At 44.6% G+C, this 21,465-nt stretch carries 21 protein-coding genes; 9 read left to right on the forward strand and 12 right to left on the reverse strand.

Going from position 1 to position 21,465, the window contains the following annotated elements:
* Nucleotides 1–294: 294 nt before the first annotated feature.
* Together cpxA and cpxR are read right to left on the reverse strand one after the other, a co-directional pair.
* Entirely contained in the window at nucleotides 295–1,671 is a 1,377-nt protein-coding gene (cpxA, locus tag FE394_RS06585; RefSeq protein WP_319925647.1) for an envelope stress sensor histidine kinase CpxA, read from the reverse strand.
* Nucleotides 1,668–2,360, reverse strand: coding sequence for an envelope stress response regulator transcription factor CpxR (gene cpxR, locus FE394_RS06590; protein ID WP_319925602.1), 693 nt, complete (start codon nucleotides 2,358–2,360; stop codon nucleotides 1,668–1,670). Before cpxR ends, cpxA begins: the two co-directional genes overlap by 4 nt.
* Nucleotides 2,361–2,512: 152 nt before the next feature.
* On the opposite strand from cpxR, the gene FE394_RS06595 reads away from it, so the two are divergent.
* Both FE394_RS06595 and FE394_RS06600 read left to right on the forward strand, forming a co-directional pair.
* Nucleotides 2,513–3,028: a Spy/CpxP family protein refolding chaperone gene (locus tag FE394_RS06595; RefSeq protein WP_319925603.1), complete on the forward strand. Its 516-nt coding sequence runs from the start codon at nucleotides 2,513–2,515 to the stop codon at nucleotides 3,026–3,028.
* 203 nt (nucleotides 3,029–3,231) lie between these two features.
* On the forward strand, nucleotides 3,232–4,371 hold the full coding sequence (locus FE394_RS06600; protein ID WP_319925604.1) for a glycosyltransferase: 1,140 nt from the start codon (nucleotides 3,232–3,234) through the stop codon (nucleotides 4,369–4,371).
* Between the two features lie 54 nt (nucleotides 4,372–4,425).
* Here the strand turns inward: FE394_RS06600 and rfaL are convergent, their stop codons facing one another.
* Nucleotides 4,426–5,664 (reverse strand): O-antigen ligase RfaL, encoded by a 1,239-nt coding sequence (rfaL, locus tag FE394_RS06605; RefSeq protein WP_319925605.1) that lies wholly within the window; start codon nucleotides 5,662–5,664, stop codon nucleotides 4,426–4,428.
* A 278-nt stretch (nucleotides 5,665–5,942) separates the two neighbouring features.
* Here rfaL and FE394_RS06610 point away from each other — a divergent pair, with 278 nt between their 5' ends.
* The 4 genes from FE394_RS06610 to FE394_RS06625 all read left to right on the forward strand — a co-directional run bounded on the left by FE394_RS06610 (nucleotide 5,943) and on the right by FE394_RS06625 (nucleotide 10,285).
* Nucleotides 5,943–6,887 (forward strand): phosphatidate cytidylyltransferase, encoded by a 945-nt coding sequence (locus tag FE394_RS06610; protein ID WP_319925606.1) that lies wholly within the window; start codon nucleotides 5,943–5,945, stop codon nucleotides 6,885–6,887.
* 31 nt (nucleotides 6,888–6,918) lie between these two features.
* A complete protein-coding gene (gene fieF / locus FE394_RS06615; RefSeq protein WP_319925607.1) occupies nucleotides 6,919–7,818 on the forward strand; it encodes a CDF family cation-efflux transporter FieF in 900 nt (299 codons plus the stop codon).
* Between the two features lie 220 nt (nucleotides 7,819–8,038).
* Nucleotides 8,039–9,016, forward strand: coding sequence for a 6-phosphofructokinase (gene pfkA / locus FE394_RS06620; RefSeq protein ID WP_319925608.1), 978 nt, complete (start codon nucleotides 8,039–8,041; stop codon nucleotides 9,014–9,016).
* A 264-nt stretch (nucleotides 9,017–9,280) separates the two neighbouring features.
* On the forward strand, nucleotides 9,281–10,285 hold the full coding sequence (locus FE394_RS06625; RefSeq protein WP_319925609.1) for a sulfate ABC transporter substrate-binding protein: 1,005 nt from the start codon (nucleotides 9,281–9,283) through the stop codon (nucleotides 10,283–10,285).
* A gap of 94 nt (nucleotides 10,286–10,379) precedes the next feature.
* Here the strand turns inward: FE394_RS06625 and tpiA are convergent, their stop codons facing one another.
* Nucleotides 10,380–11,147 carry a triose-phosphate isomerase gene (tpiA, locus tag FE394_RS06630; RefSeq protein ID WP_319925610.1) on the reverse strand — a complete coding sequence of 256 codons (768 nt, stop codon included), beginning with the start codon at nucleotides 11,145–11,147 and terminating at the stop codon, nucleotides 10,380–10,382.
* Nucleotides 11,148–11,235: 88 nt separating this feature from the next.
* Nucleotides 11,236–11,856, reverse strand: coding sequence for a DUF1454 family protein (locus tag FE394_RS06635; RefSeq protein ID WP_419836311.1), 621 nt, complete (start codon nucleotides 11,854–11,856; stop codon nucleotides 11,236–11,238).
* 58 nt (nucleotides 11,857–11,914) lie between these two features.
* Between FE394_RS06635 and FE394_RS06640 the strand changes: the two genes are divergently transcribed.
* Nucleotides 11,915–12,361: a DUF805 domain-containing protein gene (locus FE394_RS06640; protein WP_319925612.1), complete on the forward strand. Its 447-nt coding sequence runs from the start codon at nucleotides 11,915–11,917 to the stop codon at nucleotides 12,359–12,361.
* On the opposite strand, the gene fpr is transcribed toward FE394_RS06640, so the two are convergent.
* A complete protein-coding gene (fpr, locus tag FE394_RS06645) occupies nucleotides 12,362–13,108 on the reverse strand; it encodes a ferredoxin--NADP(+) reductase (RefSeq protein ID WP_319925613.1) in 747 nt (248 codons plus the stop codon). It abuts the gene before it with no gap.
* Between the two features lie 378 nt (nucleotides 13,109–13,486).
* Here fpr and emrD point away from each other — a divergent pair, with 378 nt between their 5' ends.
* Complete coding sequence (gene emrD, locus FE394_RS06650) at nucleotides 13,487–14,674, forward strand: multidrug efflux MFS transporter EmrD (protein WP_319925614.1); 1,188 nt, start codon at nucleotides 13,487–13,489, stop codon at nucleotides 14,672–14,674.
* Between the two features lie 120 nt (nucleotides 14,675–14,794).
* Here emrD and glpK read toward each other — a convergent pair whose 3' ends face one another.
* Together glpK and FE394_RS06660 are read right to left on the reverse strand one after the other, a co-directional pair.
* Nucleotides 14,795–16,318, reverse strand: a complete 1,524-nt coding sequence (glpK, locus tag FE394_RS06655) for a glycerol kinase GlpK (RefSeq protein ID WP_319925615.1) — start codon at nucleotides 16,316–16,318, stop codon at nucleotides 14,795–14,797.
* An 85-nt stretch (nucleotides 16,319–16,403) separates the two neighbouring features.
* Nucleotides 16,404–17,201 (reverse strand): MIP/aquaporin family protein, encoded by a 798-nt coding sequence (locus tag FE394_RS06660; RefSeq protein WP_319925616.1) that lies wholly within the window; start codon nucleotides 17,199–17,201, stop codon nucleotides 16,404–16,406.
* Between the two features lie 314 nt (nucleotides 17,202–17,515).
* Between FE394_RS06660 and zapB the strand changes: the two genes are divergently transcribed.
* Nucleotides 17,516–17,758: a cell division protein ZapB gene (gene zapB / locus FE394_RS06665; RefSeq protein ID WP_319925617.1), complete on the forward strand. Its 243-nt coding sequence runs from the start codon at nucleotides 17,516–17,518 to the stop codon at nucleotides 17,756–17,758.
* A 91-nt stretch (nucleotides 17,759–17,849) separates the two neighbouring features.
* Here the strand turns inward: zapB and rraA are convergent, their stop codons facing one another.
* The 4 genes from rraA to hslV all read right to left on the reverse strand — a co-directional run bounded on the left by rraA (nucleotide 17,850) and on the right by hslV (nucleotide 21,420).
* The gene (gene rraA / locus FE394_RS06670) at nucleotides 17,850–18,353 is read right to left on the reverse strand and encodes a ribonuclease E activity regulator RraA (RefSeq protein WP_319925618.1); all 504 of its coding nucleotides are present in this window, start codon (nucleotides 18,351–18,353) and stop codon (nucleotides 17,850–17,852) included.
* Between the two features lie 108 nt (nucleotides 18,354–18,461).
* A complete protein-coding gene (locus FE394_RS06675; RefSeq protein WP_319925619.1) occupies nucleotides 18,462–19,379 on the reverse strand; it encodes a 1,4-dihydroxy-2-naphthoate polyprenyltransferase in 918 nt (305 codons plus the stop codon).
* 167 nt (nucleotides 19,380–19,546) lie between these two features.
* The gene (gene hslU, locus FE394_RS06680) at nucleotides 19,547–20,878 is read right to left on the reverse strand and encodes an HslU--HslV peptidase ATPase subunit (protein WP_319925620.1); all 1,332 of its coding nucleotides are present in this window, start codon (nucleotides 20,876–20,878) and stop codon (nucleotides 19,547–19,549) included.
* An 11-nt stretch (nucleotides 20,879–20,889) separates the two neighbouring features.
* On the reverse strand, nucleotides 20,890–21,420 hold the full coding sequence (gene hslV / locus FE394_RS06685) for an ATP-dependent protease subunit HslV (RefSeq protein ID WP_319925621.1): 531 nt from the start codon (nucleotides 21,418–21,420) through the stop codon (nucleotides 20,890–20,892).
* Nucleotides 21,421–21,465 lie beyond the last annotated feature (45 nt).

Genomic DNA, 21,465 nt, shown 5'->3' on the forward strand with positions numbered 1-21,465 from the left:
AGTTGATTTTAAGATTGATGAAAAATTAGAAAGGAATTTTTATGGAATATATATTGCTATGCTTAACCAAAGCTACCGCACTAGGTTATGGCTCCCAGAGTGCCTGTTACGTCCCATGATTTTACTTATCCAATTAATATAAAAGGATTTTTCCATTTAATAAAAACTATCATATCAACTATTTGTGTTAAGCAGCGACGAGATTAGTACCTCGACGTCTTGAGGTCAAGTATAATAGCTTTTTTCTTTAATTGTTACATCCTGTAACTAACTAAATTTCAACACGAAAGCTGTCTACCTCCCATGTAATGGCAACCAAATCACCAACCGCAGTCCGCCCAAAGAGCTATCTTCTGCTTTTACCCAGCCTCGATGCTGGCTTACTGCCGTTTCAACAATTGCCAATCCCAATCCTGTTCCTCCAGATTCTCTATCCCTTGCTTCATCTGTACGATAAAAAGGCCGGAATATATGTTCCCGGTCTTCAGGGCTGACTCCCGGGCCATCATCATCAACGGTAATTGTTACGCCTTGGTTATCAGCTTTAAATGCAACTGCGATATGGCTGCTGGAGTAGCGGAGTGCGTTACGGACGATGTTTTCCAGTGCGCTGCCCATTGTTGCCGGGTTGCAGTAAATTACCCAAGCGCCGGGAGGGGAGACGATATCCAGCGTTTTGTGCATTTGCTCAACTTCGAATTTGGCATTTTCCAAGATGTCATGCCAGATATCGTAGGCTTTGATATTTTCGCGCAGTAGTTCGTTTTTATGTTGATTGCGGGAGAGTACTAACAGGTCATTGATCATTCCATCCAAGCGCTGGGTTTCCATTTCGATGCGCTCCAGTTCTTTGCTTTCACCATGACGGCGGCGCAGTAAGGCGGTCGCTAGTTGTAAGCGGGTAAGCGGTGTACGCAGTTCGTGGGAGATATCAGAAATCAGCCGTTGTTGAGCGGTAACCATTCTTTCCAGTGCGCTGATCATCTGGTTGAAGCTACTGCCCGTCGCCAAAAACTCTTGTGGGCCGGATTCGAGTTCAGGGTGTTGTCGTAAGTTTCCTTTTGCGACGTCATCGGCTGCATTTTTTAGCTTACGGGCGGGTTTTGCCAAACTCCATGCCAGCCATAATAGTAATGGAGCGCTGATTAACATGGTGGCCGCTGGCAGTAAAAATGGTCGGTCAAACATCAAGTTAATAAAGTCTGATTGTGGACTGCCTGCTGGTCTAACTAGGTAGAGTTGGTAGTGATCTTCACCATCGCGGATGGAAAAAGGGCCGAGGATTTCAGATCGACCATATTTTTTCTTTTTTGGATGATCTGCGTTATCGGATTGCCCGATAAAGTTACGCACGACTTGTATCTGACGAGCCGGCGTATCAATGTCAATGATACGACCTTCACTGGTGACAAGAAGCAAGCGCTGACCCGGTGGCGCCAATCGGACGATAGCGCGATCCAACCGTAGCCACCAGAATAGGTCATTTGCAGGGTAGCGTGTTAATTCTTCTTCTATTTGTTTTGCTAGTGTTGCTCCCTGCTTATATTCACTGTCCAAAAGTGGTGTAAGTTGCCGTGAATCCAATTTGGGGGCCATTAAGGCCACCATCAGGACCAGTGCAAGTGTGAGCCAGAAAATTGCAAATATGCGCGCTGTCAGGCTATTGATCATTTTACTGAAACCATTAAGTATCCACGGCCACGCAATGTTTTGAACCACGGAAGTTCGTCAGTTCGGTTTGGTAATTTACGGCGTAGGTTAGAAATGTGCATATCAATGGCACGATCAAAAGGCGTTAAGCGTTTTCCCAATACTTCCTGGCTTAAATGTTCACGGGAAACAACTTGTCCCAAATGTTGCGCTAATAAATATAGCAGAGTGAATTCTGTTCCGGTTAGATCCAGAATTACACCATCAAAGCTGGCTTCCTGACGCCCTGGATTGAGTTGTAGTTTATCGATCTCGAGTATAGGTGTTCCAATATCTGCTTGTTGTTCGCTCCAGTTGGAACGCCGTAAGATCGCACGTATACGGGCTACCAGCTCGCGATCGTTAAAAGGTTTAGAGAGATAGTCATCTGCACCCAGTTCTAATCCCAGAACACGGTCTAAATCGCTCCCACGCGCCGTTAACATGATGACGGGGGTCTGATGGTATTGCCTTAACTCTTTAAGCGTCTCAATGCCGTTTTTGCGTGGCATCATGATGTCCAGCAATAACAGGTCGATTGAAGAGTCGATATATTGTAAAGCTTGCTCGCCATCATGGGCGATAACAACATTGAATCCTTCCATCTCGAGCAATTCTTTTAATAGCGAAGTTAGCTCGCGGTCATCATCAACTAATAAGATTTTATGCATTAATTCTTCCTCCAAGAGCAAAATACGATAACAAACTACGCTATTCCATGACTTTACGTTCTTTTACACGCTCTGACGCTAGTTTGCAGCCGCAGGGTTATAGTTATCCGCACTGAATCGAATGGTGCTGTTCGAGAAAGCGGAGAATTTTAATGCGTAACATAGCAATATTGGCTTTAGCGTCAATGGTTGTTCTTGGAACAACAATGGCTTTAGCTGAAACTGCTGATACGGATAATGTTCCTGAGATTGCAAGTTCTTCGTCATCAGGTTCTTCGTCATATAGTAAGCCATGTGAGCACAAGAAGGACTCTGGTCATTACCGCAGTGATCAACATAATTACAACTATAGTTATGTCTTCGGTGGAATAACATTAACTGAGCAGCAACGCCAGCAGATGTGGGATTTAGTGAAGAAAAAGCATCTGCATGAGCAATCGCTGGTCGATATACGAGTTGAACGTCAAAAGATGTATGAACTTTTGACCGAACAGAATTTTGATGAAGCCGCAGTTAGGTTGCAGCTTGAAAAAATAGCAAAACAGAATGTTGAACTGGGCGTAGAAATTGCACGTATTCGCAACCAGATGTATCGACTGTTAACATCAGAGCAGAAAGCGCTATTACAGAAACGTTATGAAACGCGTATGGCTCATGAGATGGATTGAGTTTTGCTAGTACTTTGATGCGCATATCCTGATATATAGTCGCGTCAACAACGGTTTTCCTTGCCATAGACACCATCCCTGTCTTTCAGCCCCCTTGTGGGGCCTTTTTTTTAATTATTTCAATAACACGTGTACAGCTTACTTGCATAAATTGGCTTTTTTTTATCTAATTTGATGAATGATTCCCGCCGATTGCTTTCCTCATGAAAAAATTTGTTTTTATTGCTCCCGAATTTCATTCTATTCCACCAAACTATGCGGACGCTGTAGAATGGTGGGTCTATAATGTTGCCAAAATCAGTCAGACAAAGAATTTAATTGTCTGTAAAGGGGAAAAAACAGAGAAAAAGATAGAAGAGATCAGTGAGTACTCCACAATCCATAGAGTATATATCAGTGCAATTTACAAGCGTTTTTTCAGAAAGTGGTCTCGTTTAGATCCTTATCCTTATGCCAAAAGAGTCATGGGTTCTGTCAGGTACTACCAAGATATAAGTGGCGAGCCGCCTATCCTGATCATTCAAAATTCTATTCCACTTTATAATGCAGTGAAGAAGCTTTACCCTGAAAAAATGATGGCGCTTCATTTACATAACAAGCATAAAGCCACTGATTTAGACGCAGGGACAAAACTCATCACTCCCAGTCTTTTCTTAGCAAATTTTTTTCGTTCTGAAGCAGGAATAGAAAGTATAAAAGTCGTGCCAAATGGTATTGATAAGACATTGTATATGCAGGGAACTTGTTGGCAAAGGGAACGTTTTGGTCTGAAAGATAATGAAACCGTTATTTTGTATGCGGGTCGGTTAGATAAAGGCAAAGGTGTTATTGAACTCATGGATGCAGTGACGTTGATGCATCAAAAAGGCCAGAATATAAAGCTACTTTTGATCGGTGATCATACCACGATTAAAAAAGGTGAACGCGAAGTCTATCGGAAAAAAGTGCTGGGGAAAGCTTCTGTCATGGGGAGTATCTGCATCTTAGCGGGAAGTGTTCCTCCGGCAGATATGCATCAGGTATATTCACTTGCTGATTTAACTGTTGTTCCTTCATTGGGAGAAGAAGCGTTTTGTATGGTCGCTCTGGAATCAATGGCATGTGGAGTGCCGGTTCTGGTCAGCCCAAGGGGGGGAATAAAAGAGTTTGTGATCCCCGGAAGTACGGGATTTCTGTTGCAAGAGCCTTTATCTTCAGAAAGCATCGCCCAAGATATTGCGGATACCTTATTGCATACTGATTTGCAAGCTGTTGCTGAGCATGCCAGAGAAACAGTCTTAAACCAATACGATTGGAGTAATGTTAGTGCGTCTTTGTCAAAAGCACTTGCTGAGTGGTTTTAGTCAGTATTGAATTCATGCGGGCTATCCAAAAATGTTGAATAGCCCTTAAGATCATTAATCTTTTGTTTCTATTTTCTGTCTTTTTTCATTCCATCTTTGCTGGCACAAAGCCGTCAGCAGCCCAAGATAGATACCCAAGATGTTCAAATGAACACTTTCAAAATTTCCTCTGACAATAAAATATCCGAAGAAAGAGATGAATAAGATTAACGCAGCTTGTTTATTATAGTGACTACTTGAATTCCATTCCTGAGTTGATTGTTTCAGGTATAAGAAGACTAAAAATAAAAAGGCACCTAACCCCAATATTCCGGCCGCAAACCAAACTGTTAGGAAAATATTATGTGGGCCAAGGGAAGTTCTAAATGTCCAATCAGGGTGATTTTTGACGTTATTGTTATAGATTTGGTCATAGATTTTGTTGCCAGCGCCATAGCCTTTAATTGGATGCTCCAGAATTAAGGTGAAAGCAGTACCTTGAGTCCCATTATTATATCTATGACTACTATCAGTTTGTTCCAACTTATAACTCAAAGCAGAATCTTTGAAAAAGTAGTCAGATTTGATAGCAACTATAGCGGCACAGAGTATAACAATACTGGCAATTAAGGTTTTCCAATTTTTGTTCATGCTTATCATCATGAAAAACATGACAAAAACTGCAAGCCAAGCTCCCCTGGAAAGGGTTCCTAACAATACAAAAAGTACGGATAAAATAAGCAGAGTTGTTAGTGCTAAACGAACATAATTTTTGTGGTTTTGAAAATGCCAAAGAGCGACTAATGCGGGAAAAAAGAAAACAATGCCATCTGATACGCTGCGGTGGTTGTAGTTGGTAAATGGCATAATATTGTTCTGGTAATCCAGATAGAACAGATACATTTCTTTCAGCGTAATGAATAACAATCCAAGTAGAAATGAACCAATAATCATTTTCTGGATCTTAAGCTTATCCGTATGGCTTAACGCTAAAGTGATGAGAATTCCAGAAAGAACGACATCTCTGAGAAAAGGTGTTTTAAGTTCATTCAAACTAAGCTTGGGGTCAGGCGAAATAAAAATCGAATAGAGATAGGTTAAGGTTAATATTCCCAAAGCCAACACAATATTGTTTTTCAGTGCTGCAAGGCATCCTTTGGGATTTTTAATAAGAAAGTAGAGTGCGGTTAATGCTATCAGAGCAAAAAATAAGTTTTTATAGCGTGTGATACCTGTTACGTAGACAAGCGCGATGTAGCCCCCTACGAAAAATGTACTCCAAGATAAGTGATTTTTAATGGTTTCTTTAAACATAGTCTTACCAGTATGGAAAGTGGATTTCTGGTTGGTATTTTGTACCATTTTTGTAATGCAGGCACGAATAATAATATGACTCTGTTGTTATCTTAATCAATCTTGATTATCTTACGTCCAATCACATCTCTATTTAGCTCATAAGGTATTGCGTGCGCTATTAATCTCAATGGAAAACAATTTGTTAGGAGATGGTGAGCAAATCTAATCCGTTCAAGAGGGCGAAGGCAAGGAAGCGTTCCTGCAACGTGCTCAGTCTGCATTAGGGAGTTAGTGCTATGACGAAGATTGATCATGATCTGATGCTGTTGTTGGGTGGTTTATTTGGGATATTAGTCATCGCCAGTGTGATTGGCGGAGGGTTGGCTCTTTGGTCTTCGAGAGAAAAGAGCAATGCCACCATTGATAACCTGAATGCCCGAATCCGTAGTTGGTGGATGATGTGCATCGTCTGCGTGATAGCCGTTATTGCCGGGCCTGTGGGAGCGGTGATTTTGTTTGCGGTAATGTCATTTCTTGCCTTGCGCGAATTTATCACGTTAATACCGACTCATCGCAGTGATCATGGAGTTCTGTTCTGCTGTTTCTTTGTGTTTATGCCTGTGCAGTATGCCTTGATTGGTGGGCAATGGTATGGACTATTTTCGGTATTTATTCCTGTATATGTCTTCCTGTTCTTGCCCGCCTGTATTGCTTTAGCCGGGGATACAACGCATTTTCTGGAGCGAACCGCCAAAATTCAGTGGGGGATGTTGCTGACGGTGTTTGCTCTCAGCCATGCTCCGGCATTATTGATGTTGGATATCCCTGAGTATAAGGATCAAAATATCAAGTTATTGCTGTTCCTGATGATTGTGGTGCAAATGTCGGATGTTTTGCAGTACGTATTCGGGAAGTTATTTGGCAAGCATCCGATTGTGCCGAAACTCAGTCCGAATAAAACGGTTGAGGGGTTTGTCGGGGGCGTTGTAGCTTCTGTGCTGTTGGGGATATCTTTGTTCTGGGTAACGCCTTTTTCTCCGTGGGAAGCCGGTTTGATGTCGTTGGCAATGACTCTGATGGGATTTATCGGAGGATTGTGTATGTCGGCGATGAAACGGGATAGTGGGGTGAAAGATTTTGGTGGAATTATTGGAGGGCATGGTGGGATGTTGGATAGAATTGACTCTCTTTGCTTTGCCGCCCCTATATTTTTCCACTTAACACGCTATTTTTATACCTGAGACTAGCTGAATAACCGAAGGGTGATAGTCAATGAGTATAAATTATGGGAAATGGGTCAGTACTGCTGCGTTAGCGGCAACGGTACTGGCCAGTTTGTTATTGATAATAAAGATTTTTTCATGGTGGATTACGGGTTCGGTGAGTTTATTGGCCGCGCTGGTAGACTCTTTAGTCGATCTGGCGGCATCACTGACCAATTTTTTTGCCGTGCGTTATTCACTTCAACCCGCAGATGAAGAGCATGCATTTGGGCATGGTAAGGCTGAATCACTGGCAGCTCTGGCCCAAAGTATGTTTATCTCGGGTTCGGCCATTTTCCTGTTTTTGACGGGTTTTCAGCATCTGTTTTCTCCCAGGCCATTGGAACATGCGACGATAGGTATTTGGGTCATCGCCATTGCGCTGATTTCAACATTATGTTTGGTGGCGTTCCAGAGATGGGTGATTAATAAAACCCAAAGTCAGGCAATCCGCGCGGATATGCTGCATTATAAGTCCGACCTCTTGATGAATGGGGCAATTTTAGTGGCGCTGCTTTTGAGCCTGTATGGTTTTAAACATGCGGATGCGCTATTTGCTTTGGGGATTGGGGTTTATATCCTCTATAGTGCGTTACGGATGGGATATGATGCCGTACAATCTTTGCTTGACCGGGCCTTGCCGGATGAAGAACGGCAGGAGATTATTGAGATTATCCAGAATTATCCCGGCGTTGAGGGTGGGCATGAACTGCGAACCCGCCAATCCGGTCCGACCCGTTTTATCCAGTTCCATCTGGAGATTGATGATGACTTGCCGTTGGTGCAGGCTCATGCTCTGGCAGAGGGAATTGAAAATAAATTGCGGGACAGGTTTCCGGGTGCCGATATTATGATTCACCAAGATCCTATCTCTGTCGTTCCTGAGGAGAATAAAAATCGTTGGGATTGATGGGGAATTTATTCATAATCAAAAGGTCGTCAAAAAATAGACATAATCTTAATGCAGACTGAGTGTTTTTCCGTATCATAGATTTTGTTGAATCAATTCAGCTTATGAAGTGATAATCAGGTTTTGCAAAATCGCCGTAAATCTTCTCTTTTAGGGAAGCAGTCAGCAGATTGGCAAATGCTATGCCTACAAATAATGCATCTACAAGTCAGAGGTCATCATGATCAACAAGATAAAAAGAATCGGAGTCTTAACGAGTGGCGGTGATGCGCCTGGCATGAACGCCGCTATTCGTGGTGTTGTTCGTGCCGCTTTAACCGAAGGGTTGGAAGTTTACGGCATTTATGATGGCTATCTGGGGTTGTATGAAAACCGCATGAAGAAGCTCGACCGTTTCAGTGTTTCTGACATGATTAACCGTGGCGGCACGTTTTTGGGATCAGCCCGGTTCCCGGAATTCAGAGATGATAAGGTTCGTGAAATTGCCATTGAAAATATGCGTAAAAATGAGATTGATGCGCTGGTGGTGATTGGGGGCGATGGTTCCTACTTAGGTGCTAAAAAGCTGACGGAAGTGGGCTTTCCTTGCATTGGTCTGCCGGGGACGATTGACAATGATGTTGCGGGTACGGATTACACCATTGGTTATTTTACGGCGCTGGAAACAGTCGTGGAAGCGATTGACCGTCTCCGCGATACATCCACTTCTCACAAGCGGATTTCCATTGTTGAAGTGATGGGGCGTTATTGTGGCGATTTGACTTTATCGGCCGCCATTGCGGGTGGATGTGAGTTTATTGTTTTGCCAGAAAGTGAAACTCCGTTTGATCGTGAAGAACTTCTGGCTGAAATTCAGGTGGGAATACAAAAAGGTAAGCGACATGCGATTGTTGCCATCACTGAACATGTTTGCGATGTTGCAGAATTAGCGAAATATATTGAAGCGGAAACTCGTCATGAAACCCGGGCAACGGTACTGGGACATATTCAGCGTGGTGGTGCTCCGGTAGCTTATGACCGCATTCTTGCTTCCCGCATGGGTGCTTATTCCGTCCAATTATTGTTGGAGGGACAGGGAGGACGCTGCGTTGGTATCCAGAATGAGAAACTTGTTCATCACGATATCATTGATGCAGTCCAAAATATGCAGCGTATCTTTAAGAAAGATTGGTTGGAAACAGCGAAAAAACTCTATTAATCCTTCCTTCTAACCCTGATTAATCTGCAAAATTCTATTCCAGAGACAGCCACTTTTATGTGGCTGTTTCGTATCCCATATTCTTCTTATGCATAAGCATAAATTTTAAATTATTTCAGCGTTATAACGCTTTCTGTCAGTTTTTATGGTGAAAATCATAATAGCTTAGGGGAGCATGTCACTGTGGTTATGAACGCAATGATTATAAATACAAGAGTGATGAAGTCAGGTTTGAAAGGGTATGGGGTACCGTCAGGATTCTTGATGGTATTGGTAACCGCGTGGTTGGCCGGGAGTATATGGGCAGGTAGTACATGGACAAATAGTGCATGGGCAAAAGAGACTCAACTGTTGAATGTATCCTATGATCCGACCCGTGAATTATATCAACAGTATGATCAGGCATTCAGCGAATACTGGCATAAAAAAACGGGGGACAATGTGAAGATACGGCAGTCACATGGCGGTTCCGGCAAGCAGGCAACTTCAGTTATTAATGGCCTTCAGGCGGATGTCGTGACTCTGGCGCTAGCTTATGATGTGGATGCCATTGCAGAGCGTGGTCGCATTGATAAGCATTGGATTAAACGCTTGCCGGATAATTCTGCACCTTATACATCAACCATCGTTTTTCTGGTGAGAAAGGGCAATCCTAAGCAGATAAAGGATTGGTCTGATTTAATTCGTTCTGACGTCTCTGTCGTTACACCGAATCCGAAAACTTCCGGCGGTGCTCGTTGGAATTATCTGGCGGCTTGGGGATATGGATTGGCACATAACAATCAGGATCAGTCTAAAGCCAAAGAGTTTGTAAAAGCTCTTTATCAAAATGTTGAAGTACTGGATTCCGGTGCGCGTGGTGCAACGAATACTTTTGTGGAGCGCGGGATTGGTGATGTGTTGATTGCTTGGGAAAACGAAGCTCTATTGGCGATTAACGCTCTGGGTAAAGGTAAGTTTGATATCGTCACACCGAGCATGTCTATTTTGGCTGAGCCAACGGTTGCTGTCGTCGATAAGGTGGTAGATAAGCGAGGAACGCGTGAACTGGCTACAGAATATCTGAAATATCTTTATTCTCCGGTTGGACAGGAAATCGCAGCCGAAAATTATTATCGTCCCCGAGATAAAGCTATCGCAGAAAAATATACTGCCATTTTTCCTGATCTGAAACTTTTCACCATTGATGAGGTTTTCGGTGGCTGGGATAAAGCGCAGAAAGAGCATTTTGCCACGGGCGGGACTTTTGATGAGATTATTCGTCGTTAGCCATTGAGTAGGAAAAAATGAATCGAAAAAACCGCCGCGGGTTATATCTCGTGGCGGTTGAATAGCTGAGCTGCTAAATAGCTGAGCTGCGATATCAGGCTTTTTTCGCTTCGGCGGCGGCTTTTACAATCACAGCGAAAGCGTCAGCTTTCAGGGATGCACCACCGACCAGTGCTCCGTCGATATCCGGCTGGGTGAACAGCTCTGCTGCATTGCCGGCATTGACTGAACCGCCATATTGAATAATGACTTGTTCAGCGATAGCTGCATCTTGTTTCGCGATATGATCACGGATGAATTTATGAATTGCTTGTGCCTGGGCAGGAGTTGCAGACTTACCGGTGCCGATTGCCCAAACTGGTTCGTAGGCAATAACGGTATCTTGGAATGCTTCAGCGCCCAGAGTGTTCAGGACCGCATCGATTTGGCGGGCACATACCGCTTCAGTCTGACCAGCTTCATTTTCCTGCTCTGTTTCGCCAATGCACAGAACTGGGATCAAGCCCTGTTCTTTCAGGATGGCAAATTTCTTGGCAATGAGTTCGTCGCTTTCTTTGTGGTAAGTACGACGTTCAGAGTGGCCGATAATGATATATTTCGCGCCGACGTCTTTCAGCATTTCTGCGGAAGTTTCGCCAGTGAATGCACCAGAAAGGTTAACATCCACATCTTGCGCACCCAGAGCGATGCGGCTGCCTGCCAGTGCACTTTTTGCCAGAGAAACATAAACTGTTGGTGGTGCGATAGCGACGCCACAGCCGTCAACGTTGCTCAATTCTTTACGAAGGCCTGAAATCAGGTCGTTAACCATGTGGGTACTGCCATTTAATTTCCAGTTACCCATAACCAATGGATGTCGCATGTTTTTCCCTCCAACCAGAAAATAATCAAATTGCGAACAGAATGAACATTATAAAGATCATCAACGTGAATAGCTCTGCGCTATGTCACTAATTTTCATTTGCTGAGGCGCCAGATAGCGATAGCTTAATCGGTTCAATTGCGAAGGTCATTATATTTTCGCTACTTTTCACGATGACATAACGCACCGCTCCCATTTTTTGATTGGAGTTCGGCTGTTTTTCCGCTGCATTCAGAAGATTTTTCAATAGAACGTTGGCTTGATCAGGTGAAAGAGTGGGTTCAAATTGGCTGATCAGGGCTGCAATATATTGTTTCGCAAGCAGGCGGTTTTTCTCATCTTCTTGTTCGTTTTGTGAGAGCAGCAGAGTAATTTGCAGGCTTTTAATCTTTTCGCTGCCGCGTTCCAGTACTGCGGAAGAATAAATTTTTTCATTAATTTTACTGGCTGCGCGGATGAAAGGCTGGGAAATATCCCTGCTTGCAACCACCCGATATTCGTACAGCGGGATTTCAGGGTGTTTTTTGTTGTATTTTTCCCGAAAGACAGGGATGGTATCTTCGAAAGTCGGGGAGTCGGGCAGCAAATAGCTCAACAGTGAGTTTGTCTCTGGTGTGACAGAAAGCTCACCCGCAACGGCAGATAATGGTAAACCAATACCAAAAGCGATTAATATTGTCACCAGAAGTTTATTCATGCCTGTTTTCATTTTTCTACTCACTGAGTTAAATATCGGAAATACAGCACCCACAATTGGAAAAGAATACATGACATTACAACAATGGGGATTCTCATTCAAAGGTCGAATTGGACGGAGAGAGTTTTGGATCGGCGTCGGTATCTGTTTTGCCTTGATCTTTATAATTCTGACACTGCATGGAATGAATGTCCTCCCCATAAATTATGCGGCGGCGGGTGTTGCCTTGCTATTGTATCCAACTGCGGCGATTTTTGCGAAACGCTTACATGACCGCAATAAAAGCGGAGGCTGGATATTACTGCTTGCACTGGCCTGGATATTGCTGTCTCTCGACTGGAGTATGATGGCTTCAATATGGCAATGGGGAATTGGTCGTTTTGTGCCAACGCTGGTTTTCGTTATGGTGATGCTGGATTGTGGCGTCTTCCGTGGTTTTGAAGAAGCTAATCGTTTCGGTGAGGCGGCAGAAATAGTTGATTATATTTCTGCCGTAGAGCCTGCTCAAAAACGCTGATTACCAATATTGCTCGCTGGTGATATGACCGGGTTTACGACGCAGATGTTTGGTCATATTGCGCTGTTCTTTCAATAGTTGCCGGGTATCCCTGACCATTTGGGGATTCCCGCACAGCATGATATGGCTGTTTTCTGCTTGCATGGGTAATCCGACAGCGGCTTCCAGTTCCCCACCCTCAATTAATGCCGGAATCCTGCCCATCAGTGATGTTGGCTGTTTTTCCCGGCTGATGATGGTTTGTATTCTCAGTTTGCCCTGAAATGTTTTTTCTAATTGCTGCATCATCGGCAAATAACTGAGATCTTTATTCCATCTGACGGCATGAACAAGAACAATGTTTTCAAATCGTTCCAGATTTTTGCCTTGCTGGAGGATGGAAAGATAAGGGCCAATCGCGGTGCCGGTTGAAAGCATCCAAAGTGTTTGGCAATCAGGGATTTCTTCAAGGACGAAAAAACCAGCCGCCTGTTCCGTGACCAGAAGTTTATCTCCGGTTTTTAAAGCTGCTAATCGTGGGCTGAGCTTTCCTTCCGGCACAGTGACTAAGTAAAATTCCAGATTATTGTCATTGGGTGAATTGACGTAAGAGTACGCTCGCTGAATGCGCTCACCTTCAATTTCTAGTGCAAGTTTTGCAAATTGTCCGGCAGTAAATTTTTCAATCGGGGCATGAATCTTGATGCTGAAGAGTGAATCTGTCCAATTGGTTATGTCGGTAACTTTTCCTGTAACCCAGTTTGCCATTACGATTAACCTCTCTGCGAGATGCGGTGCGAATTAATTCTGTGTGAACGGATGATTTTTATGACGATTCTACGTGATTGTCTGAAATCGCATTATCGATTACGTGTTACAGTTATATTCACTGCATATTAGCCAATATCATGGATTGATATGTACACTTTTATTGACAATGATGGGGAATTTAACTGTCATTTTTTCTTGATGTAAAATTGTATACTACCAAGAAAAAATATAGATTTGCGGAGCGACAACACCTAACAGATTTCAGATTGCAGTGTGGCCAATTCGTTCGCGGCTAACACCGGAGCAAACTGAAATATGAAAGACATATCTCTAATGAAGTCAGTACATCATCATGAACGATAGTATGTAAATGCGATGAGAAAAATAGAACACTTTAATTTATTGTTGATGCTGATTGCCTTAGCTGCGGTCGGGCAGATGACACAGACAATCTATGTCCCCGTTATTGCAGATATGGCTGGTGATCTTAGCCAGCCTGCGGGTGAGGTTCAACGGGTAATGGCGGCTTATCTATTCTCTTATGGGCTTTCTCAGCTTTTTTATGGGCCCCTGTCCGATAAGATAGGACGACGCCCAGTGATTTTAGCGGGAATGTCCATTTTTCTGGTGGCAACAACATGCGCGCTGTTCGCCCCTAACCTGTTGATATTGGTAATGGCCAGTGCATTTCAGGGATTAGGGACAGGCGTTGCTGGTGTGATGGTGCGTACCATGCCACGGGATTTATATACCGGGACGATGTTGCGTTATGCCAATAGCCTATTGAATATGGCTGTGTTGGTCAGCCCTCTGGCGGCCCCGATGATTGGCGGGATAGTTGCCCACTATTTTGGTTGGCGCGCTTGTTATTTTTTTCTGTTGGTATTGGGAGCGATAGTCGCGCTCTGTTTATTCCGGCATCTACCGGAAACGCGTCCCACGCAGACTGCACATAGCACGATGCTGGCCTCTTTCCAGCAATTACTCTCCCAAAGTTCCTTTGTCGCCTATCTGATTATGCTGGTGGGTGGCTTGGCTGGGGTGGCTGTTTTTGAAGCCAGTAGCGGTGTATTGATGGGTTCTGTTTTGGGGCTGGATAGTTTAACCGTCAGTATTCTGTTTATCCTGCCAATTCCTGCTGCGTTTTTTGGTGCATGGTATGCCGGACGTGACAGTAAAACGTTTCATCGGCTGATGTGGAATTCTGTTACGTGTTGCTTGCTGGCCGGAACATTAATGTGGTTGCCCGGTTGGTTCGGGATTATGAATATCTGGACGTTACTGATACCTGCGGCACTATTCTTTTTTGGTGCAGGGATGTTGTTCCCATTGGCAACAACAGGAGCGATGGAGCCATTTCCTTATCTGGCAGGCGCGGCGGGTGCTTTAGTTGGCGGATTCCAGAATATAGGTTCGGGGGTAGCGACATGGCTATCGGCAATGCTGCCGCAAAATAGTCAGTTCAGTGTCGGCATGTTAATGTTTTCCATGGCGTTGCTGATCCTGTTTTGCTGGTTGCCTATTTCTCAGCGGATTCAGCGACAGGAACATACAGTTTCTTGAAATCGAATGTATTTTCATGAAAGGTATTTTCATAAAAAGTATCTTCATAAAAAATATCTTCATGAAAGAAGCTCTGGTATTGCAAACAATGCCAGAGCTTCTGTTTATCTGATTGTTCCGTTAGGCGCGATCTTCCCACTCCTGAGCACGGGCAACGGCTTTTTTCCAACCATTGTATTTATGATTGCGCTCCGTCGTCTCGATACTCGGGCGGAATTCTTTTTCGATTGTTGCTTTGCTCTTCACTTCATCCAGATCCTGCCAGAAACCGACCGCCAGACCTGCAAGGAAGGCAGCTCCCAATGCGGTACTTTCGCGCACTTCCGGACGCTCTACACGAGTGCCGAGGATATCAGACTGGAACTGCATCAGGAAATTGTTGGCCACAGCGCCGCCATCTACGCGCAGGGCTTGCAGACGTGTACCTGCATCGGCCTGCATCGCGTCCAGTACATCACGGGTCTGGTAAGCGATGGATTCCAGTGTGGCGCGAATAATGTGATTGCTGTTTGCGCCACGAGTCAGACCGAAAATCGCGCCACGGGCATAAGGGTCCCAATATGGTGCGCCAAGGCCAGTAAAGGCGGGAACAACATAAACGCCATTGCTGTCTTTGACTTTGGTCGCGAAATATTCTGAATCTGTGGCATCAGCGATGAGTTTCAATTCATCACGCAGCCATTGAATGGACGCTCCACCAACAAATACTGCACCTTCCAATGCATAGTTGACTTCACCACGCGGCCCGCAGGCAATGGTAGTTAACAGCCCGTGATTGGAACGAACGGCATCATTGCCTGTATTCATCAGCAGGAAGCAGCCTGTGCCGTAAGTATTTTTTGCCATACCGGGGTGAACACACAACTGTCCGTACAGGGCAGCTTGCTGGTCGCCTGCGATACCCGCGATAGGGATACGTGTGCCGCCTTTACCACCGATATTGGTTTGGCCATAAATCTCTGAAGAAGCTGCGACTTTTGGCAGCATAATGCGAGGCACCCCCAATTCTTCAAGGATTTTCTGATCCCAATCCAGATTATGGATATTGAACAGCATGGTTCGGGAGGCGTTGGTGTAATCGGTGACGTGTACGCGTCCCTGAGTCATTTTCCAGACCAGCCATGTATCGACTGTTCCGAATAATAGTTCACCATTTTCGGCACGTTGACGGGCACCCTCAACGTTGTCCAAAATCCATTTTATTTTTGTGCCGGAAAAATAAGGGTCAACGACCAACCCTGTATTTTGGCGGATATATTCTTCCAGTCCATCTTTTTGCTTCAGCTTGGTACAGATGTCTGCTGTCCGGCGGCATTGCCATACAATCGCGTTATAAACAGGTTTACCTGTCTCTTTTTCCCAAATAATGGTTGTTTCCCGTTGGTTGGTGATACCAATGCTGGCAATTTCGTCAGAACTGATATCTGCTTTTGCCAGTACTTCAACCAATGTCGAACTCTGGCTTGCCCAAATTTCCATCGGGTCGTGCTCTACCCAGCCTGGCTTGGGATAGATTTGCGGGAATTCACGCTGTGAGATGCAGACAATATTGGCATCATGATCAAGTACGACGGCTCGTGAGCTGGTTGTGCCCTGATCCAGAGCGACAATATATTTTTTTTTGGTGATATTTTCTGTTGTCATAACGATAACCTGGTTTATTCATGCATTTTTTATTGTTTTATTCGTTTGCCGTATTTCACTATGGTAAAAGTTTCATATGGCAAATTTAAATCTCGCGCGGTAAATGGCGAGCAATGAGTTTTCGGTAGCCAAAGGCACCTAAAATCGCACCCACAATCGGTGCGACTAATGGGACGAGACAATAGGGAATGTCCCGGCCACCAGTCAGGGCAATATCTCCCCAGCCGGCTAAATAAGCGACTAATTTAGGGCCGAAGTCACGGGCGGGGTTCAGGGCAAATCCGGTCAGTGAACCAAATGAACCACCGATAACCGCGATCAGAATACCAATCAGCAGAGGTGCCAAAGGCCCCCGTGGAATGCCATTGCCATCATCTGTCAGAGCCAGGATCAGGCATAACAGAACGGCTGCGATGATAACTTCGACGATAAATGCCTGTAATACGGAGATTTGTGCGACCGGGTAAGTAGAGAAAACGCCAGCCGTAAAAAGACTTTCCTGTGAGCCGCGAACCGTGTTATGAACTTGCTCATAATCAAGGAAAAGGTTGTAATACATCATGTAGACAATGAGCGCGGCAATAAAGCCACCGAGCATTTGGGCAATGATGTAAGGCAGCACTTTTTTTCTGTCAAAATTGGCAAATAGGCTTAAAGCAATCGTTACTGCGGGGTTGAGATGAGCTCCTGAGATCCCGGCGGTGAGATAAACTGCCAGGGCGACACCGAAGCCCCAGATAATGCTGATTTCCCATAAGCCTAGTTGTGCCCCTGCGAGTCGGGCGGCAGCAACGCAGCCTAAGCCAAAAAAAACGAGCAACGCAGTGCCCAGAAATTCTGAAATGCATTGACCTGATAATGTTGGAGTAGTGGTCTGGCTCATTTCTATATCCTATAAAAAAGTACAGAGAAGAGATTAATTATTAGTCATTTCTTATATATTGAGAAAAAGATCCCTGTGAATTTATCGTTAATGCGCGTAAACGAGAAATAGCGAAATTGAAATCTGCGTGTTGCGTCAACAAAATGAGCGAATTCGCATTTGATTTTGGTTTTATTTGGCTCTGAAATGTGATCTCATAAACATTTTGGTTTAGTCATTATATTTCACGTTATACCGCACATTGAAAGGATGAAACTAGACAGGCGCTAATAGGCTAAATACAATCAAGACATTGCTTACAAGAGGGCCAGAGAATGTCATTTGAAGTTTTTGAGAAGCTAGAATCTAAAGTTCAGCAGGCGATTGATACCATCACTTTGCTGCAAATGGAAATTGAAGAATTAAAAGAACAGAATGCAGTGCTATCTAAGGATGTCCAAAATGTGACAGACAACAGTGAAGCACTGGTACGTGAAAATGAGCAGCTCAAACAAGAACAATCAGCATGGCAAGAGCGCTTACGCACCCTGTTGGGTAAAATGGAAGATGTACAGTAAGGTATCTAATGAGTTAGCTGAAAAAGGGCGATGATTGCGCCCTTTTTTTATTTTTTATATAGCCAATACAGCCAACTAAAGATGATGAATATCAGACTTCATTCTCATCGTCATCAGCTTCTAGTGATACGTCTGATAAGACGATTCCTGTGTTATCCGCATAGAGATAGTCACCAGAGAAGAATGTCACGCCACCGAAATTCACCCTGATATCACTTTCTCCCACACCTTCACTGTTGGAGCCGGCAGGAATGGCGGCCATAGCCTGAATACCAATATCAAGTTCAGCAAGGTAATCGACCTGACGCACTGCGCCATAGACGACAATACCTTCCCATTCATTATTGACAGCAAGTTGAGCCAGCTCTGCATCAACGAGTGCCTTGCGTACCGATCCACCGCCATCAACGAGCAAAATGCGACCATGCCCATTTTCTTCTAGTAAATCGTAAAGCAGACCGTTGTCTTCAAAGCATTTTACCGTGATGATCTGACCACCAAATGAAGTACGTCCACCAAAGTTGGAGAATAGCGGCTCTACCACGTTTATATCTTCTTGATAGATATCACAAAGTTCGGAAGTATCATATTTCATGGGATTTACGTCTGGTTTATGCAAGGAACGGACAGTATATCCTTTTAACGATAGCGTTGGCAAAATCATCAATCTTAAAACGTGGGTATAAAATTGATATCTACTCGCCTAATTAAGTATTAATCCAATAGAAAACAGCACATTGGTCAATAATGCCGCTTTTACCATTTGTACCAGCTTAGGACGCATGCCTTCAGGTGTCGGATCATTCAGCACTTGCAAGAGATGTTTCAACAGCAGAGGACAGGCAAGCAGAAATAACCAGCTAAACCAACCGTTCAGATACACAAGCGTAAAGGCAACAAGGCAAATGATAGCGCCGATTATCAGTACAGAATGGTAATAACGTGCTTTTTTTCCACCCAATCTGACAGCCAGCGTATTTTTTCCGTTTTGGCGATCATTTTCGATATCGCGTAGGTTATTGATATTCAGAACCGCTACGGAGAGTAAACCACAGGCCGTTGCGGGCAGCACTGTACTCAGGGAAAAAGTATTGGCTTGCAGATAATAAGTACCAAGAACACTCAGCCAGCCAAAAAAAATCAGGACGGAGATATCACCGAGTCCCATATAACCATATGGTCTGGTTCCTATTGTGTATGTAATGGCAGCGGCGATCGCCAGCAAACCCAGAACCAAGAAACCGATAATATCGCTTGGGCTATTGCAGGCGACGATGATGAGGGATGTACCGGACAGACAAGAGAGCAGAACAGTGATTTTCAATGCGTTCTTCATCTGTTTTGCTGTAATCAGACCTTTTTGCATGCCACGCATCGGGCCAAGACGTTTTTCTGTATCGCTGCCTTTGGCAACATCACCATAATCATTCGCGAGGTTAGAAAGAATTTGCAGTATGGCTGCGGTTAATAACGCCAGCAACGCCACAGGCCATTTGAAATGTCCTGTCCATGATGCAAGGGATGAACCTGTTACCACGGCTGCTAAGGCCAGCGGAAGCGTTTTGAGGCGCAGGCTTTCTAACCATGCCTGCATCTGACTGATAGGTAGTGTTGAGCTCATATTGTCACTATTTGTCACTATGGTTAATGGTGATTAGTTCATGATGAATTTTATATCATCGGAAATAGAAAAAAGGGAGGCAAAAGCCTCCCTTTTTTACGATTATCTCTATTTCGCTCGGATGAATCAGTCTGGCGAATTAGATCGAATCAATACAATATTACCGATTATAAAATAAACCGGCTCAGATCTTCATTCGCAACCAACTCATCCAAATGTTCTTTGACATAGTCGGCATTGATTTCAACGGATTGTCCCTGACGCTCGCTGGCATCGTAAGAGATATCTTCCATCATACGCTCAAGTACGGTATGCAGACGACGGGCACCGATATTTTCAGTCGTTTCATTCACTTGCCATGCCGCTTCCGCGATTTTGCGGATACCGTCAGCGGTGAAGTCGATATTCATGCCTTCGGTTGCCATCAGTGCTTTGTATTGTTCAGTCAGAGAAGCATTAGGCTCAGTCAGAATACGTTCAAAATCTTCAGTTGTCAGCGCTTGCAGTTCAACGCGGATTGGCAAACGACCCTGAAGTTCTGGGATCAGGTCAGAAGGGCTGGAAACCTGAAATGCGCCGGAAGCGATGAACAGGATATGGTCGGTTTTGACCATACCGTGCTTGGTGGAAACCGTACAGCCTTCTACCAGTGGCAGCAGATCGCGCTGGACACCCTCACGGGAAACATCCGGGCCGGAAGTCTGGCCGCGTTTACAGATCTTGTCTATTTCATCGACAAAGACGATACCGTGCTGTTCAACAGCATCAATTGCCTGCTGTTTCAACTCTTCAGGATTAACCAGTTTTGCCGCTTCTTCTTCGATCAACAGCTTGAATGCGTCTTTGATTTTCATCTTACGACTTTTCTGACGCTGGCCTGCCATATTCTGGAACATGGACTGCAACTGATTGGTCATCTCTTCCATGCCCGGAGGGGCCATGATTTCAACGCCAACCGGAGAGGCTGAAACTTCGATTTCAATTTCTTTATCGTCGAGCTGACCTTCACGCAGTTTTTTGCGGAATGCCTGACGGGTTGAAGATGGCTCGGACTGAGTTTCGGACTGTCCCCAGTTATTTTTTGCTGGTGGCAGCAGGACATCCAGAATGCGCTCTTCTGCCAACTCTTCGGCACGATAGCGGTTTTTATCAATGGATTGCAGACGTACCATTTTGACGGCTGCATCAGTCAGATCTCGGATAATGGAATCGACTTCTTTACCAACATAACCGACTTCGGTGAATTTGGTGGCTTCAACCTTAATAAAGGGAGCATTGGCCAATTTTGCCAGACGGCGGGCAATCTCGGTTTTACCGACACCGGTTGGGCCAATCATCAAAATATTTTTTGGTGTGACTTCATGACGCAGTAATTCATCCAACTGCATACGGCGCCAGCGGTTACGCAGGGCAATGGCAACCGCTCGTTTTGCTTTATCCTGACCAATAATGTGATTGTCGAGTTCGTTGACAATTTCGCGAGGAGTCATTTCAGACATGCTATCTATCCTTACGCTTTTGAAGGCAGTTCTTCGAAGTTTTGATTATGGTTGGTGTAGATGCAGATATCACCAGCGATAGACAGGGCGCGTTCTGCGATTTCTCTGGCACCGAGTTCGGTTGTTTCCAGCATTGCGCGCGCTGCGGCTTGTGCGTATGAACCACCGGAACCAATGGCGATAAGGTCATTCTCTGGCTGAATCACATCACCGTTACCTGTAATAATCAGAGAAGCATTTTCATCTGCAACTGCAAGCAGGGCTTCCAGCTTGCGCAGCATGCGATCCGTTCGCCAGTCTTTGGCAAGTTCAACGGCTGCTTTGGTCAGATGCCCCTGATGCATTTCCAATTTTCGTTCAAATAGTTCGAATAGCGTGAAAGCATCAGCAGTGCCACCAGCAAAACCCGCGATGACTTTGTCATTGTAAAGGCGGCGTACTTTGCGGACATTGCCTTTCATAACGGTATGACCCATTGTTGCTTGTCCATCACCACCGATGACGACTTTGCCATTGCGGCGGACACTTACGATTGTAGTCACGAGTTAGCCTCTGGTTACAAAATAGAAAATGGTACACACGGAGCT

It is taken from the genome of Xenorhabdus littoralis, from assembly GCF_033949345.1.
In the GTDB taxonomy this organism is placed as follows: Bacteria; Pseudomonadota; Gammaproteobacteria; order Enterobacterales; family Enterobacteriaceae; genus Xenorhabdus; species Xenorhabdus littoralis.

Coding starts and splice junctions, on each gene's coding strand:
- cpxR (WP_319925602.1), bottom strand. CDS start 2,360: ATGCATAAAATCTTATTAGTTGATGATGACCGCGAGCTAACTTCGCTA.
- glpK (WP_319925615.1), bottom strand. CDS start 16,318: ATGACAACAGAAAATATCACCAAAAAAAAATATATTGTCGCTCTGGAT.
- hslU (WP_319925620.1), bottom strand. CDS start 20,878: ATGTCTGAAATGACTCCTCGCGAAATTGTCAACGAACTCGACAATCAC.
- tpiA (WP_319925610.1), bottom strand. CDS start 11,147: ATGCGACATCCATTGGTTATGGGTAACTGGAAATTAAATGGCAGTACC.
- fpr (WP_319925613.1), bottom strand. CDS start 13,108: ATGGCAAACTGGGTTACAGGAAAAGTTACCGACATAACCAATTGGACA.
- FE394_RS06640 (WP_319925612.1), top strand. CDS start 11,915: ATGACATTACAACAATGGGGATTCTCATTCAAAGGTCGAATTGGACGG.
- rraA (WP_319925618.1), bottom strand. CDS start 18,353: ATGAAATATGATACTTCCGAACTTTGTGATATCTATCAAGAAGATATA.
- zapB (WP_319925617.1), top strand. CDS start 17,516: ATGTCATTTGAAGTTTTTGAGAAGCTAGAATCTAAAGTTCAGCAGGCG.
- FE394_RS06625 (WP_319925609.1), top strand. CDS start 9,281: ATGGTATTGGTAACCGCGTGGTTGGCCGGGAGTATATGGGCAGGTAGT.
- emrD (WP_319925614.1), top strand. CDS start 13,487: ATGAGAAAAATAGAACACTTTAATTTATTGTTGATGCTGATTGCCTTA.
- pfkA (WP_319925608.1), top strand. CDS start 8,039: ATGATCAACAAGATAAAAAGAATCGGAGTCTTAACGAGTGGCGGTGAT.
- cpxA (WP_319925647.1), bottom strand. CDS start 1,671: ATGATCAATAGCCTGACAGCGCGCATATTTGCAATTTTCTGGCTCACA.
- FE394_RS06675 (WP_319925619.1), bottom strand. CDS start 19,379: ATGAGCTCAACACTACCTATCAGTCAGATGCAGGCATGGTTAGAAAGC.
- FE394_RS06595 (WP_319925603.1), top strand. CDS start 2,513: ATGCGTAACATAGCAATATTGGCTTTAGCGTCAATGGTTGTTCTTGGA.
- FE394_RS06635 (WP_419836311.1), bottom strand. CDS start 11,856: ATGAAAACAGGCATGAATAAACTTCTGGTGACAATATTAATCGCTTTT.
- rfaL (WP_319925605.1), bottom strand. CDS start 5,664: ATGTTTAAAGAAACCATTAAAAATCACTTATCTTGGAGTACATTTTTC.
- FE394_RS06660 (WP_319925616.1), bottom strand. CDS start 17,201: ATGAGCCAGACCACTACTCCAACATTATCAGGTCAATGCATTTCAGAA.
- fieF (WP_319925607.1), top strand. CDS start 6,919: ATGAGTATAAATTATGGGAAATGGGTCAGTACTGCTGCGTTAGCGGCA.
- FE394_RS06600 (WP_319925604.1), top strand. CDS start 3,232: ATGAAAAAATTTGTTTTTATTGCTCCCGAATTTCATTCTATTCCACCA.
- FE394_RS06610 (WP_319925606.1), top strand. CDS start 5,943: ATGACGAAGATTGATCATGATCTGATGCTGTTGTTGGGTGGTTTATTT.